Genomic DNA, 12883 nt, shown 5'->3' on the forward strand with positions numbered 1-12883 from the left:
GTCGACATGTTAGTGTTCATCGCACCGTACAGCGCCGCCAATCGCGAGAGGAACCGCGATCTGGGTGCTGCGCGCAAAGTCGAATTCTTCCTGACGCTGGCAGTCCATCTGGCGCGCGATGTCGTGTTGATCAACTCCGCGCACGAAGAGCAGGAATGGTTGCCGAGAGAAGTGCGCGACGCGCGCATTGGCGACAGGCCCATTCGTGAGATTGCACTGCGCCGGTATCCGGTGCGAACCATCGGCAAGATGCTCAACTTGTTCGAAGTGGCCGCGGTGAGCCGCGAGATTTCGATGCTGGGCAAACCCGATACCGTATGGATTTACAACCCCTACGCGTTCGAATCGATGCTGGCGCGCGAGCTGACCAAACGCTTCGGCGCGCGTCTCGTTCTTCAGTTCGAAGACTGGCTGTTCTCGCGGCGGCGCTGGCATCCCAAGCCGATGCTCGACTTCATTGCATGGCGCTTTCTTTTGCCGGCTCCGACTGTATGCCTTGCCGTCAACGAGTCGTTGTCCGCGCGCGAGCACCGACGCAGCGGCTGCCCCGTCGTGTTGTGTCCAGGCGTGGTGTCCGACGAACTGGTCGAGGTATGCAGACGGCGCCGGCCATTCTCACGCGAAGGCGCGCCAACCGTGATCGGCTACTTTGGCGGCCTGAGCGCGGAAAAAGGTGCGGACATCGTTCTCGATCTGATACGCCTTTCGCGCGGACGCTTCACCTTTCATGTGTGCGGGGCGGGCCCGCTGGCATCAGCGTTCGCGAACCTCGGTGCCGAAGGGCACGCGGTGCACTTTCACGGCCGGGTGGACGACGAGACGCTGCTCACGTTGATCTCCGAGTGCGATGTGCTGGTCAATCCGCACGCTTCAATCGAGAAGATGGGCAACGGTGTTTTTCCCTTCAAGGTCATCGAGTATGTCGCGTCCGGAAGACTCGTCATATCTACGGAACTTCCGGCCATCAGCATGAAGGAGATTCACGAAGCAATATGCTTCGCGGCGCCGGAAGCGGCTGCCATTGCCGATGCGCTGGCGGGCGCGGAGCAGATGTATCTGCGCAAGCGCACGGAGATAGAGAGGGCAATAGAGGCGGCAGCGGCGCTGCTCTCGCAAGGGGCGCTGAGGCGCACACTGTCGCCGATCCTGTCGGCATGAGAACCGCAATAGGGGGAACGCGGCAGGCCGAAGAACGTCTGCCGCGAATCACGCGTTGACGTAACCGGTGCGCTGTTCCCGCTTTGCGAAGTCGGCATACGTGGCCGCGATGCCGTCTCCGAGCGCGATCGTGGGCTTCCATCCCAGTTCGGCCAGCTTCGACACATCGAGCAATTTTCTCGGCGTACCGTCGGGTTTCGATCCGTCGAAATCCAGCGTTCCGGTAAAGCCTATGATGTCGCAGACGAGACGGGCGAGGTCCGCGATCGTGATGTCACGTCCGGTGCCGATATTGAACACGCCGTCGGTCCGACCGCTTTCTAGCAACGCGAGCACCGCCGACGCGAGGTCGTCCACATGCAGGAATTCGCGTCGTGGCGAACCTGATCCCCAGACGCCGACCGATTTCAGTCCGTTCAGCTTTGCCTCGTGCGTCTTGCGAATGAGCGCGGCCAGAACGTGCCCGTTCTGAAGATCATAGTTGTCGTTCGGACCGTAAAGATTGGTGGGCATCACGGACAGGTAGCGCATGCCGTGCTGCCGGTTATAGGCTTCGCACAGTTTGAGCCCGGCGATCTTCGCGATCGCATAGGCTTCGTTGGTCTGCTCGAAGGCGCTCGTGAGCAGGTACTCTTCCTTGATCGGCTGAGGGCAATATTTCGGGTAGATGCATGAGGAGCCGAAGAAGACCAGTTCGGGCGTGCCGCTCGTAAACGCTGCGTGAATCACATTGGTTTCGATGACGAGGTTCTCATAGAGAAACGACGCCGGCTGGGTCGAGTTGGCGTGTATGCCGCCAACCTTCGCGGCAGCGAGGAGCACGACGTCGATGTGCTCCTGTGCGAAAAAGTCCCTCACTGCACGCTGATCCAGCAGGTCGAGCTCCGGTCGGGATCGCGTGACCAGGTGGTGATAGCCGTGACTGGCAAGACACCGGACGAGGGCTGAGCCGACCATGCCATTGTGTCCGGCGACATAGATGCGAGAGCCTTTGTTCATGTTGGTGCTCGATCGTCCATTGGGATGCGTTGTCGGACCGTCATTTCCCGAGAGACACGGGATGCGGGAGGCACGATGTGCGGTTCCCAGATTAGCGATCGCCATCGACATTTTTCAGGTGGTGGCGGACGGTGCCAAGGTATTGGCGCGGTCCGCGCTTTCGCACCGGCATTGTCATGGTCTCGAGAGCATGCGTGGCGCGACGTCTTACGCGGCACCTGATCCGGCCAACGTCATGGCATATTCGGCCAGCCCGGCAGACGAGCCTCGGGTGACTTCTATGCTGCGTGAACGCGTGCAGCCCGCTCGCGTGAGCATCCTGTTCGCCGAGCGGACCGGCTCGGACCAGTCAATGGGCGTCGGGCCTGAAACCAGGAGAAGCACACGATGATTCCGGTAAACGAACCCCTGCTCGACGGAAACGAGAGGATCTACCTGAACGAATGCATTGAGAGCGGCTGGATTTCATCGGATGGTGCATTCGTCGAGCGCTTCGAGCACGCGATGGCGGCATACGTGGGTCGCAAGCATGCGATCGCCGTGGCCAACGGCAGCGCGGCCCTCGACGTCGCCGCAGCGGCGCTGAAACTCGGTCCGGAAGATGAAGTCATCATCCCCACGCATACGATCATCTCCTGCGCATCGGCGATCGTTCGCACCGGCGCGCGTCTGCGATTCGTGGACTCGAGCGCGGATACGTGGAACATGGACGTCACGAAAATCGAGGATGCCATCACGAGCCGTACCCGCGCGATCATGGCGGTGCATATCTTCGGTCTGCCCGTGGACATGACGCCCGTGCTTGAGCTCGCGAAGAAACATGGCCTGGCCGTGATCGAAGATGCCGCGCAGGCCATCGGGCAGACTTATAACGGAAAGGCGTGCGGCAGCTTCGGCGAGATATCGTGCTTCAGCTTTTATGCAAACAAGCACATCACGACCGGCGAAGGAGGCATGATCCTTTGCGACGACGACGCGCTCGCCGCGCGCGCAAGAAGTCTGCGAAACCTGTGCTTCAAGCCGGAAAGGCGCTTTGTTCATGAAGAACTGGGTTGGAACTATCGCATGAGCAGCCTCCAGGCGGCGGTAGGTCTCGCGCAGTTCGAGAAGCTCGATGCGCATGTCACCAGAAAGCGGGAGCTGGGGCGGCGTTACGACGCGCTGCTGCGCGGTGTGCGGGGACTGGAACTGGCGCCGGTGACATGCGCCTTTGCAGAGAATATCTATTGGGTCTTTGGCGTCATGCTGGATGACGCGTTGCCGATCGATGCCGACGAAGCGCGCGCCATATTGGCCGACGCGGGCGTCAGCGCGCGGCCGTTCTTCTGGCCTATGCACGAGCAGCCCGTGTTTCGCAAGCAAGGTCTGTTCGAGGGAGAACGTTATCCCGTTGCCGAGCGTATGGGTCGCCGCGGTTTCTATCTGCCGAGCGGGCTTGCGCTGACCGAGACGCAGCAGGATCAGGCCGTCGCTGCGGTCCGAAACATGATGAACACGTTCCTATAGGACATCGCCTGCTTCATATGGTCGTTATCCCTCACGTCAGCGCCTTGCCGGTCGACAAGTTCGTGCGCAGGACCGGACTGACCAATGGCGAGCGCTTCTAAAAAGTATTCAGGAGGCAGTTTTCGATGTCGCCGACGGAATACCGGTCCGAAGAAAGAACGGCAATACGCCTTAGTGGCGGCGATTAACGCAGGAGCGGGACGTAGGCTGGATGCCACGGCTGAAAATTAACCCCGCGCCTCGGATTCGCGGCGCGGTCGTCGGTTGTCAACTTCTTTCGCTCTATCCTGGACCGGCACATTCAGACCGACGCTGCGGCGGGAGAATCACTTAACCAGGGCTTTGATGGCCAGTTTCTTCGCCATCTGAAATGACTTGGGGAACGTCGTTTCGATCCCCAGCACGACCCGGCTGGACAGCCGCTCCATGTCCTTCGGACAATGGAACGCCATACCGTTGAACTCGCGCAGATTCAGTGGCTTGATCTTCGACTGGAACTGCAGGAAGCGGTGAGAAACCGGGATGAAATGCGACGTCAAAGAACTGCGAGAGAATTGCGGGCGCGTCGTGCGCAGGCTGCCGTGGATCGTCTTCGAATTCCAGAAAAGCACGTCACCTTTTTGCAGGAATGGCGCGCGGAATTCGAGTTGTTGTTCAGAAAGAATCTTCTTGACCAGTTCCTTGTATTGTCCGTGATTGAATGCCACGTCGAAGTTCTTTCCGTTCTTCACCATGTCGATGCGGTGACTGCCCGGCACGACGAAGAAACGTCCGGCACCCGCGTCGATATCTTCAAGGGCGTACCAGCACGCTACCATCGTGCCGATCCTCTCGCTGTCGAGATAATACGTGTCCTGATGTGGCCACGTCTCCGCGTTCCCTTCGAAGTACATGCTCTGCACGAGCTTGCCGTCTTCCGAGAGTATTTCCCGCGTGATGCGCTTGATAGGTGTACTCGCAAACGCCTTCACCGTCAGCTTCTTGAGTGGCGCGAATCTCACCTCACTAAGAGACTGAAGGTTGAGTAGCGAATTCATTACGAAGCCATACTCATTGATTCTGTTCTTTTCCGGGTTCGCGGTCGCCTGCCTGTATATGTACCCAGGATAGCTCTTGACGGTAGTCTCGAACGCATTCCGGATAGAGTCGCACAGAACCGGGTCCACCACGCCGCGCACGACGACATAGCCATTTTCATCGTAGTATTGCCTTGCTCCGGCGAGTTCGATCAGATCGAACGTGGTCGAGTTTTGGGCCGCATTTTCTGGAATTTCAATTTCAGTTCCAATCGGACTAAGTATTTTGTACATAATGGGCCTCAAGGTACTCACTAGACCGGTGCGCGAGAACGCACTTTAGCGGACTGTTCAAGCACTGCTTTTGATGCAGGACATCTTTGGCCATTCGACGATTGCAGCGATGACCATAGTCTCTCGTGAATCCTTCTCAATCTATGTCGAACCAATAACCTTGCGTCACTCCTGACCGATTCCGCCAAGTGATTGGCCGGTGAGCGCTGCGCACTTTCAACCCGCGCCAACGGTGGAGGCGCGGGTATCAGCCGGCCAAGAGCCTGTCGTCTTCCGCCTTCGTGATTTCTACGCCGCCTGCTGACACTAACATCCATCTCGATTCGGTCGACGGCGGTGGCCGTTCGCAACAACCTCGGGAGAAAGCAATGGCAAGCGTGCCCCTGAATGATGGCGATTCGCGCAGCGCCATTGAAATGAGCGTCGATGAGACGTCGGCGAGCGCGAGTCGCGTCAGAGTCGATGACAGACGGAACGAAACGACACTGTTTGTCGGTGAGTTTCTGGCCGTCGACATGGACCAAATCATCGGGGACCTGAACAAAAAGGGCTATTACGCCTTTCCCTCGGCCATATCGCCAGACACGCTGAAAGCCATCGAGCGCGACGCGACGCAAACGAGACTAGGACTGAATGAGAACTCGATCAGCGGCGTATATTCCGAGAAGCAGTACTACCTGACCAATCTGCTCGCTGTGTCGAAGGCCTTCTACAACTTTGCTACGTCTTCCTTCGTGTTCAATGTCTGCGAGCGGTATCTGGGTGATCAATTTAGACTGAAAGCACTGCGCTACTATGAAACATATGGCGGACACCACATGCAGTGGCATACGGACAACAAGACGGACAAGGCATTCGCGCATATTCCCGGAATCATCTTCATCTTCTATGTATCGGACGTCGAGGATGGTGAATTCCAATATATCGAAGGCTCTCATCGCTGGTCCGGCGATAAGGCCTATAGCGATTACACTGACGGGTTCATCGAAGAGAACTATGGGACGGCGATCAGAAGCTTTAAGATGCCCAAAGGTTCCTTGCTGATCTACAACACATATGGAATTCACCGGGCAAGACCCGTCAAGGACAAGAACTTTGTCAGGAAGAGCGTCTTCTTCCAGGTAGACAGCGAAATCCAGAAGTCGGAGCCGATCATCGTCAACACAGAATTCATCACGAACATGAATGATCAGATCTCGATGTTTCTGGGCTTTGGAAAGCCATCAAACTATCAAGTCTTTCCAAAAACCACGCTGAACTCACTGGTCCTCGATAAAACGATGATTCGTGTCTTGACGAACTATGTCTTTCATCGCATCGCGCGCGCGGCTTTATCAAGGCTCCCGCTATCCGTCCAGCCCACCGTCAGGCGGCTCGTCAAAAGATGACCGCTCTCGAGGCAGCCCATCTGCGCCCCGCCGATCCGGTCGTCAGACCGGTCCCTACATGCCGACGTAACCGACCGGCTTCGTCGTGTTGCTCATCGCGACGTCTGCGTTCGTCGAGACCACATACTGCGGCAATTCCGTCAGCGTCAGCGTCACCGCGCCGTTGGTGTACGGAACGCTCGACAGGTTGCCCATTGCGTCGATCAGTTGTACCGAGCCGCTGTTGCCGTCCGCATCGACTGTGAGCGTGTAGTTCACGCTGTACTTGGTGCTGAAGTCGCCGTTCGACGCGGGCCACACGTCGTTGTTGTGCGTCCACAGCGCGGTGATGACGCGGCCACCGTTCAACTGCTGGAAGCCGTACGCATACACACCGGCGGGCAAGTCATTTACGGGACCGAGCGTGATCGTACCGTCCAGGATGCGTGTCATTGCGGCAATCGCCATCGCAGCGGGTTTCGGCGCGATATTCGTCGCGTCCTGCGAGCCTTCTGCGTTGTCGAGGTCGAAGAACGTGCCGTAGCCGATCTCGCCCGGATAGTCCGCTCCGTAGAACACGTAAGTTTGATCCGCACCTTCACCGAGAAGGATGAGGTGAGTGCGTGCGACGACCGCGCCTTGTGCGAAAAGGATATTCGGCGTCGGATAGTCAGGGCCATAGCTCGTGCCGAGGTCGTATTCGATGCCCGTTTCCGTCACGAATAACTTCATGTTCGGCTTGTATTCCTGCTGCATTTCAGCGCGAAGGCCACGCATCTGGTTGAGCAGCGAGCTCGCGGCATTGCTGTCGTCGGTGTATAGCCGCTCTGGCGGATGCGACGGCGACGAGCCGTCGACATCGTAATATCCGTGCGTCGTAACGCCATCGAGGTATTGCGCGAAACCGAGCGACGCGAGCGATTCCAGACGCGCGGTCGTGTGCATCGGAAATGACTCGGTCGGGCCCATGACCACCGCGCGAGGATCCGTCGAATGCAGGCCGTCGTATACATGCCGATAAAGGGCGACGAGATTCTTGTCCGAATCCTTCCAAAAGACTTCCGGTTCCCACGTCACCTGGTAATAGTTGCCCGACATGGTCGGATAGTATTTCGCGCGGATCGATTCCGTTTCCTGTCCGACGCGCGTCATGAAGTTCCAGTAATAGCCGAGGTCGTTCGGGATATAGCTGTGGTCGGGGTTGAGGTCGTGCATGCTCGCGCCACCGGGCAGGCCGTCGAGGCGCACGAAGCGCATCACTTTGCCTGACTTGTAGAACGGGTCGAGATTGTCAGCCGACGGATTGAATTCGAAGCGCTCGCCGGGCTCCATCGCGCCCATCGAGCGATCATCGATCGTCCATGAGAGACCAAGCGCGGACAGCGCCGCGCCCCAGCCGTTGAAGCCCTCCATCCCAAAGCGATGCTGGTCCTGCTTCGTGTATTCGACGCCGGGAATCGCGCTCGCGAGATCCGGGATCACGCCGAAGCTCGCGAAGCCGCCCGGACGCGTGCCCGATTCCCGCACTTGACCGCCCGCGCTGTCGAGCGTCGCCGAGACCTGGAAATAGCCGGCGAGCGTCGACGTGCATGCGAGCGTGCTCGTCGTCGCGCCGGCGGGCACGGCGAAATCGCCGCTCGCGACCGTGTTGCCGAGCACATCGGCGATGGTCCATTCGAGCGTGTCATCGGCGCTCGCGCGCGTGGTGATCGCGACGTCGATCCGGGCATCGATCGGGTACATGCGCGTGCCGTCGGAGTTCGGCGTATCGACGGTGATCAGGCCGCCGCTGCTGGACGCCGGCGCGGTCGTGGGTGCTACGCAGGCAATCTGGCGTGTCGCGTCTGCGTGGGCGACGGCCCGCGCGACGGCATCTGCGCTGGCGGCCGCAGCATCAGGAGCTTTAACGTCGTTGCCGCCGCCGCAACCGGCAAGCGCGAGAACGAGCGTCGAGAAAGAGAGGAGGGACTTTTGCATTGGATCCTGCTCAACGACCAGACGGTCTTTGAAACGCTCGGCGACGCCGATTGCGTTATACGCTCCATTGGGGGACTGATGCGTGCGATCGATCGGCAGGCAAGCGCGCACGCGGGCGGTCAGCGTTTGCCGACGATGAAGAGACAAGTCACTGGGTTGGAAATCGACAGGCGCCGTGCTTGAATGAAACTCAAATATTCCGTAAGTGTCTGTAACTTGATGAAACAGGCAGTAACGTCTGATCGTTGGGGCTCGGGCCACTCAAGAACTTGGCCGTTTTGGCGACAGATTGGTCCGCGGTTGGGGCGACCGTTTTTTCGCCGCGATTGACCCGAATTTCCAAGCGAAAGTTGCCGCGACAAGCTTGGCAAGAGCGTCTTGCGCTTTAACTTTCCGGTCAATCTTTCGATACACCTGGAAGGTCAGCCTGAAGGGTGACCACGTGCGCGCCTTCGACAATGTCCACGGTTGCCTCGCGGTCATATGCCGGTAATCTCACTTGAAATCTGCCTGTCGGACCATACAATCCTGCCACCTAGCTCGTAGGAGGTAAGTCGTGGAATTCGATACGGACTGGATCACCCTTGGAAGACATCGCATCAAACTGCGCTCAACGAAAGGCTTCCCTAGCGAGATCGTGCACCGGTTAGCGGAGGTCACTCGCCTGGCGGTTGATCACAACATGAGCGCGCGGGCGCGCATCGTGGAGATCGTCTTCCGGCAAGAGAAGGAATACGACATCAGGATAGGCACCACGATGGCGGACGACCGCGTGTGCGCGCCGCAGCTTGAAGCGGCGATAGCCACCGTCATGGGCCTCATGCCGGATCAGATCAACATCTTTGTCGAGGCGGTCACGCAGGAGGAAGTCGACCTCCACTTTGGCGTCTATGAGCGGATGCTCGCGGAAAAGCTCGGCACAGTTCCGCCGATACAGTAACGTTGGGTGGGCGAACCTGGGCGCTTGAGGGTATGCAAGTTATCAGGCGACGGCGAAGACGACGCTGCCTTGTTTAACCCGGCATCCGATCAGTTGAACACCCGTTTTGCAATGTCGAGTCTGTATGTCATGGCATTCATCTGGGTCTCCGTTCCTCAAGTGGTTGTGTCGCCACCCCACTTTGGCACATTGATGCCGTTCTATTTGGACGCCTCAACGATGCTCAATTCCCGAAGGGAGGACTGTGTCCATTCCATCGCGACCCTCTTCGGCCTTACGCGGACCGAGCCGAGCGAAGTAACTCTGTTCGTTTCAACATCGGACCGCATGCAGCCAATTGCCGTCAGACGCGTAGACAACAAAGGGTCGATTGAGCGGTGGTTCAACCGGCGACAAGAGGCGTTGAGACGGCGAATGAGTTCCAGCGATGTCGATCGTCAGCCGACCGTTCCCGGCTAAAATGCAGTTGTCTACCTCAGCCTTTCAAGTTTTGTCGCAGTCGGCCAAACTGCACAGACCCGGTCGAAGAACACCTGTTTCGCAGTAGGGCGACGGAAACGGTTATCTGGGCGATGCCTGCTGTCAACTTCGACCTGATGTGGCAGGCTCTGATCAAGGCGGGCCGACAGGGAAAGAGTCGAACTGGATTCCAACCGTTGCCGGCAAGGAGTGGGAAATCATGATGCGCTTCTACGGACCCAAGCCGCCTTTGTTTGACAAGACCTGGGTCTTGCCAGACGTCGTGGAGGTAGCCGCACCGTGAGTATGAAGGATTTTCCGAAGACACGGTGCCAGTCACGGTTGACAAATTCGTTCGTGCGGAAACCGACCGCTACTTCGCTAATTCCGTGAAGAGCGGTTGATTCGGAGGATGGAATCATATACGCGACTTGCTGCCGATTGATAAACAACCGGTCATTCGAGGCAGCCGAGACACACTGTATTCGAGTCGTATATCGATCTGGATGCCGGATCAGTGACAGTGACGTTACCCGATTCCGGCAACCGGTTCATGTCGCTGCAAATCATCAGCGAGGATCAATACACCACGACTCAATACGGAGCCGGGCCTCACACGCTCGACAAGGCTAAGATCGGCGCTCGCTATGTGCTGGCAGGCGTTCGCACATTGATCAACCCGACTGATCCAGGAGCAGGCGGAATTGAGCGCCCGCCAGCGTACTCAACGTAGCGGTGTCACGCCATCAGCGACGCCTGCCGGCATGCAGATGTGCTTTATTTCCGTGAAGTCGGCGAGGGCGTCGTAGCCGTGCAGGCGGCCGAGACCGCTTTGCCGGTAACCGCCCGTTTCCGCTTCGGCAAAGAGCTTGTTGTGATCGTTGATCCACACCGTGCCATTGCGCAGCGCGCGTGCGATGCGAAAGGCGCGCGCGCCGTCGTTGGTCCAAACGCTCGCGGAGAGGCCAAATACGGTGTCGTTGGCTTTATCGATTGCCTGCGCTTCAGTGTCGAACGTCTCAAGCGTGACGAACGGTCCGAAGATTTCCTCCTGGCAGAAGAACGCTTTTGGGTCGCTGTGCTCGACAAGCGTCGGCGAGAGGTACGCGTGTCCTGAGCGCGTGCCGCGCAGCAATATGCGATCGGCTTCGTCGCATGCGCGCGCAATGGTTTGATCGACCGCGTCCCGCGTGGCCGCGTCGATGAGCGGACCGATGTCCATTGCCTCGTTGATGCCTTCGCCCACTTTCAGCGCTTCGAGCGCACTGGTGAGATGCTCGCGCATCTCGGCCGCTCGCCGGGCATGCACGAGTACCCGGCGCGCAGCAGTGCATTGCTGACCCGAGATGATCGTCGCGGCGCGCGCGATACGCGGCGCGATCGCGGCGACGTCGGCATCCTCGAAGACGACACAGCACGACTTGCCGCCGAGTTCCAGCGAAAGCTTCTTCATGCTTTCGGCGGCCGCCGCCATGATCTTCTTGCCCGTTGCGGTCGATCCGGTGAAACTCACCACGTCCACGTCATGCGACTCGACCAGCCGTTCGCCCGCCGCATAGCCGATCTCGTTGACGAGGTTCACTGCGCCCTTCGGCAGCGCGGTTTGCTCGAAGCAGCGCAGCATGGCTGCGATGATCAGGGGGGTCTGTGCGGCGGATTTGACGATTGCGGTGCAGCCAGCGGCGAGCGCCGGCGCGAGCGAGCGGACGAGCAACACTGCGGGCGCATTCCAGGGCACAAAGATGGCCGCGACGCCAGCGGCTTCGCGCAGCATCGTCGAGATCGTTCCCGGTTCGGATTCAAGCACGTGGCCGGCGATGTGCCGGGCGAGTCCCGCGTAGTATCGGACTTCGGAAATCGCGGCGGCGATCTCGCCGCGCGATTGCGCGATAGCCTTGCCGTTTTCGCGCGTGAGAAGGGTCGCAAGCGGCTCGCGTTGCGCATCGAGTGCGCCGGCCCATGCGAGCAGCACGTCCTGACGCAAACGCGCGTCCTGTGCCCACGTCGTGCGGTCGAACACGTTCCGTGCCGCGGCGATGGCCGCATCGGCTTCCGGCGCCCCGCCGTCGGCGAACTGGCCGATGCTTTCGCCCGTAGCGGGGTCGATGCTGTCCACCGACAGCACGCCGACCCATGCGCCGGCTATCCAGTGTGGTGCTTTCATGCAGTTTCCTTGGAGATAAGAGGGGCGTTTGTGCCGGATGCGTCCGACACGCGATGAAGTTCGTCGGCGATGATCTCGATCAGCGCCTCGGCCGCAGCGGACAACGGTCTGCGCGGATGGCTCACGCGCACGATATGCCGCACGATGCGCGGCGCGAGAATCGGATAGGCCCGCAATGTCCCGCGCTGCACGGCCCGCCCAACGGCGATGCGCGGCAGGATCGTCGCAAAGCGCGTGCTCTCTACGAGCTTCACGATCGTGCTGAGCACGTCGATTTCGAAACGCGGCGCAAGCAGCACGTCTTCGTGCTGCGCGGCGGTATCGAGCACGCCGCGCAGGCCGTGGCGCTTGGTCGGCAAGACGAGTTCGAGTTCGGGCAACTGCGCAAGCTCGATCGTGTGCGGCAGGTCTGGGCCGTGCTGCACGCTCGTCGCCAGCACCATTTCTTCATCGAGCAGCGTCTGAGAATCCAGCGACAGGCGCGCGCGGGGCTTGTTGATGAGGGCCGCATCGAGTTGCCCACCCGCGACCCAGTCAATGAAGGTCGCGCTGAAGCCGTCCGCCACCGTCACTTCCACATGCGGATAACGCGCATGAAAGCGCGAGAGCGAATCGGCAAGCACGCTCTCCGTCACCGATGCGATGAGCCCGATGTTCACATGCCCCGTCACTACTTCGTCGCGCTGCTGAAGCTGCTGCCGCGCGTGCGCAAGGTCGCGCATGATCGGTAGAAAGAGGCGATACATCAGCCGTCCGGCGGCGGTCGGCGCCATGCCATGCGCGCCGCGCTCGAACAATTGCTGGTGCAACTCTTCTTCCAGCTTCGCGATCTGCATGCTGAGTGCGGGCTGCACGATGTTCAGCCGTTTGGCCGCGCGCGTGACCGACCCGTCCTCGAAGAGTGCGATGAAGTACTGGATTTGCTTGAGGTCCATTTTTGGTTCGGATTCGTATCAGTAAGCCTAATGACGTGAGATCGCGTTATCACTCATCGGCGCGGCAT

General features: G+C 59.4%; 10 protein-coding genes. 5 read left to right on the top strand and 5 right to left on the bottom strand.

What is annotated here, in order from left to right; translation table 11 throughout:
* The first annotated feature begins 6 nt into the window (after positions 1–6).
* The gene (locus tag NCS58_RS29875; protein ID WP_061118984.1) at positions 7–1158 is read left to right on the top strand and encodes a glycosyltransferase; all 1152 of its coding nucleotides are present in this window, start codon (positions 7–9) and stop codon (positions 1156–1158) included.
* 48 nt (positions 1159–1206) lie between these two features.
* Here the strand turns inward: NCS58_RS29875 and NCS58_RS29880 are convergent, their stop codons facing one another.
* Complete coding sequence (locus NCS58_RS29880; protein WP_061118985.1) at positions 1207–2157, bottom strand: GDP-L-fucose synthase; 951 nt, start codon at positions 2155–2157, stop codon at positions 1207–1209.
* A 387-nt stretch (positions 2158–2544) separates the two neighbouring features.
* Here NCS58_RS29880 and NCS58_RS29885 point away from each other — a divergent pair, with 387 nt between their 5' ends.
* Positions 2545–3663: a DegT/DnrJ/EryC1/StrS aminotransferase family protein gene (locus tag NCS58_RS29885; protein WP_061118987.1), complete on the top strand. Its 1119-nt coding sequence runs from the start codon at positions 2545–2547 to the stop codon at positions 3661–3663.
* Between the two features lie 326 nt (positions 3664–3989).
* Here the strand turns inward: NCS58_RS29885 and NCS58_RS29890 are convergent, their stop codons facing one another.
* On the bottom strand, positions 3990–4973 hold the full coding sequence (locus NCS58_RS29890) for a phytanoyl-CoA dioxygenase family protein (protein ID WP_061118988.1): 984 nt from the start codon (positions 4971–4973) through the stop codon (positions 3990–3992).
* A 368-nt stretch (positions 4974–5341) separates the two neighbouring features.
* Here NCS58_RS29890 and NCS58_RS29895 point away from each other — a divergent pair, with 368 nt between their 5' ends.
* Positions 5342–6361, top strand: coding sequence for a phytanoyl-CoA dioxygenase family protein (locus tag NCS58_RS29895; RefSeq protein ID WP_061118989.1), 1020 nt, complete (start codon positions 5342–5344; stop codon positions 6359–6361).
* Positions 6362–6415: 54 nt separating this feature from the next.
* Here NCS58_RS29895 and NCS58_RS29900 read toward each other — a convergent pair whose 3' ends face one another.
* Positions 6416–8317 carry a hypothetical protein gene (locus tag NCS58_RS29900; RefSeq protein ID WP_061119084.1) on the bottom strand — a complete coding sequence of 634 codons (1902 nt, stop codon included), beginning with the start codon at positions 8315–8317 and terminating at the stop codon, positions 6416–6418.
* Between the two features lie 556 nt (positions 8318–8873).
* On the opposite strand from NCS58_RS29900, the gene NCS58_RS29905 reads away from it, so the two are divergent.
* On the top strand, positions 8874–9257 hold the full coding sequence (locus NCS58_RS29905; RefSeq protein WP_250477581.1) for a hypothetical protein: 384 nt from the start codon (positions 8874–8876) through the stop codon (positions 9255–9257).
* Positions 9258–9855: 598 nt separating this feature from the next.
* Positions 9856–10020 (top strand): DUF1214 domain-containing protein, encoded by a 165-nt coding sequence (locus NCS58_RS29910; protein WP_250538949.1) that lies wholly within the window; start codon positions 9856–9858, stop codon positions 10018–10020.
* A 420-nt stretch (positions 10021–10440) separates the two neighbouring features.
* Here NCS58_RS29910 and NCS58_RS29915 read toward each other — a convergent pair whose 3' ends face one another.
* Together NCS58_RS29915 and NCS58_RS29920 are read right to left on the bottom strand one after the other, a co-directional pair.
* Complete coding sequence (locus NCS58_RS29915; protein WP_061118992.1) at positions 10441–11880, bottom strand: aldehyde dehydrogenase family protein; 1440 nt, start codon at positions 11878–11880, stop codon at positions 10441–10443.
* Positions 11877–12815 (bottom strand): LysR family transcriptional regulator, encoded by a 939-nt coding sequence (locus NCS58_RS29920; RefSeq protein WP_061118993.1) that lies wholly within the window; start codon positions 12813–12815, stop codon positions 11877–11879. The genes NCS58_RS29915 and NCS58_RS29920 overlap by 4 nt, the downstream gene beginning before the upstream one ends.
* Positions 12816–12883: the final 68 nt, after the last annotated feature.

Origin of the sequence: Caballeronia sp. INML3B (assembly GCF_023631305.1) — a bacterium.
Classification (GTDB): domain Bacteria; phylum Pseudomonadota; class Gammaproteobacteria; order Burkholderiales; family Burkholderiaceae; genus Caballeronia; species Caballeronia turbans.

Bases quoted from the DNA above. Each gene is read 5' to 3' on its own strand.
- NCS58_RS29895 (WP_061118989.1), top strand. From the start codon at position 5,342: ATGGCAAGCGTGCCCCTGAATGATGGCGATTCGCGCAGCGCCATTGAA.
- NCS58_RS29875 (WP_061118984.1), top strand. From the start codon at position 7: ATGTTAGTGTTCATCGCACCGTACAGCGCCGCCAATCGCGAGAGGAAC.
- NCS58_RS29915 (WP_061118992.1), bottom strand. From the start codon at position 11,880: ATGAAAGCACCACACTGGATAGCCGGCGCATGGGTCGGCGTGCTGTCG.
- NCS58_RS29900 (WP_061119084.1), bottom strand. From the start codon at position 8,317: ATGCAAAAGTCCCTCCTCTCTTTCTCGACGCTCGTTCTCGCGCTTGCC.
- NCS58_RS29890 (WP_061118988.1), bottom strand. From the start codon at position 4,973: ATGTACAAAATACTTAGTCCGATTGGAACTGAAATTGAAATTCCAGAA.
- NCS58_RS29885 (WP_061118987.1), top strand. From the start codon at position 2,545: ATGATTCCGGTAAACGAACCCCTGCTCGACGGAAACGAGAGGATCTAC.
- NCS58_RS29880 (WP_061118985.1), bottom strand. From the start codon at position 2,157: ATGAACAAAGGCTCTCGCATCTATGTCGCCGGACACAATGGCATGGTC.
- NCS58_RS29920 (WP_061118993.1), bottom strand. From the start codon at position 12,815: ATGGACCTCAAGCAAATCCAGTACTTCATCGCACTCTTCGAGGACGGG.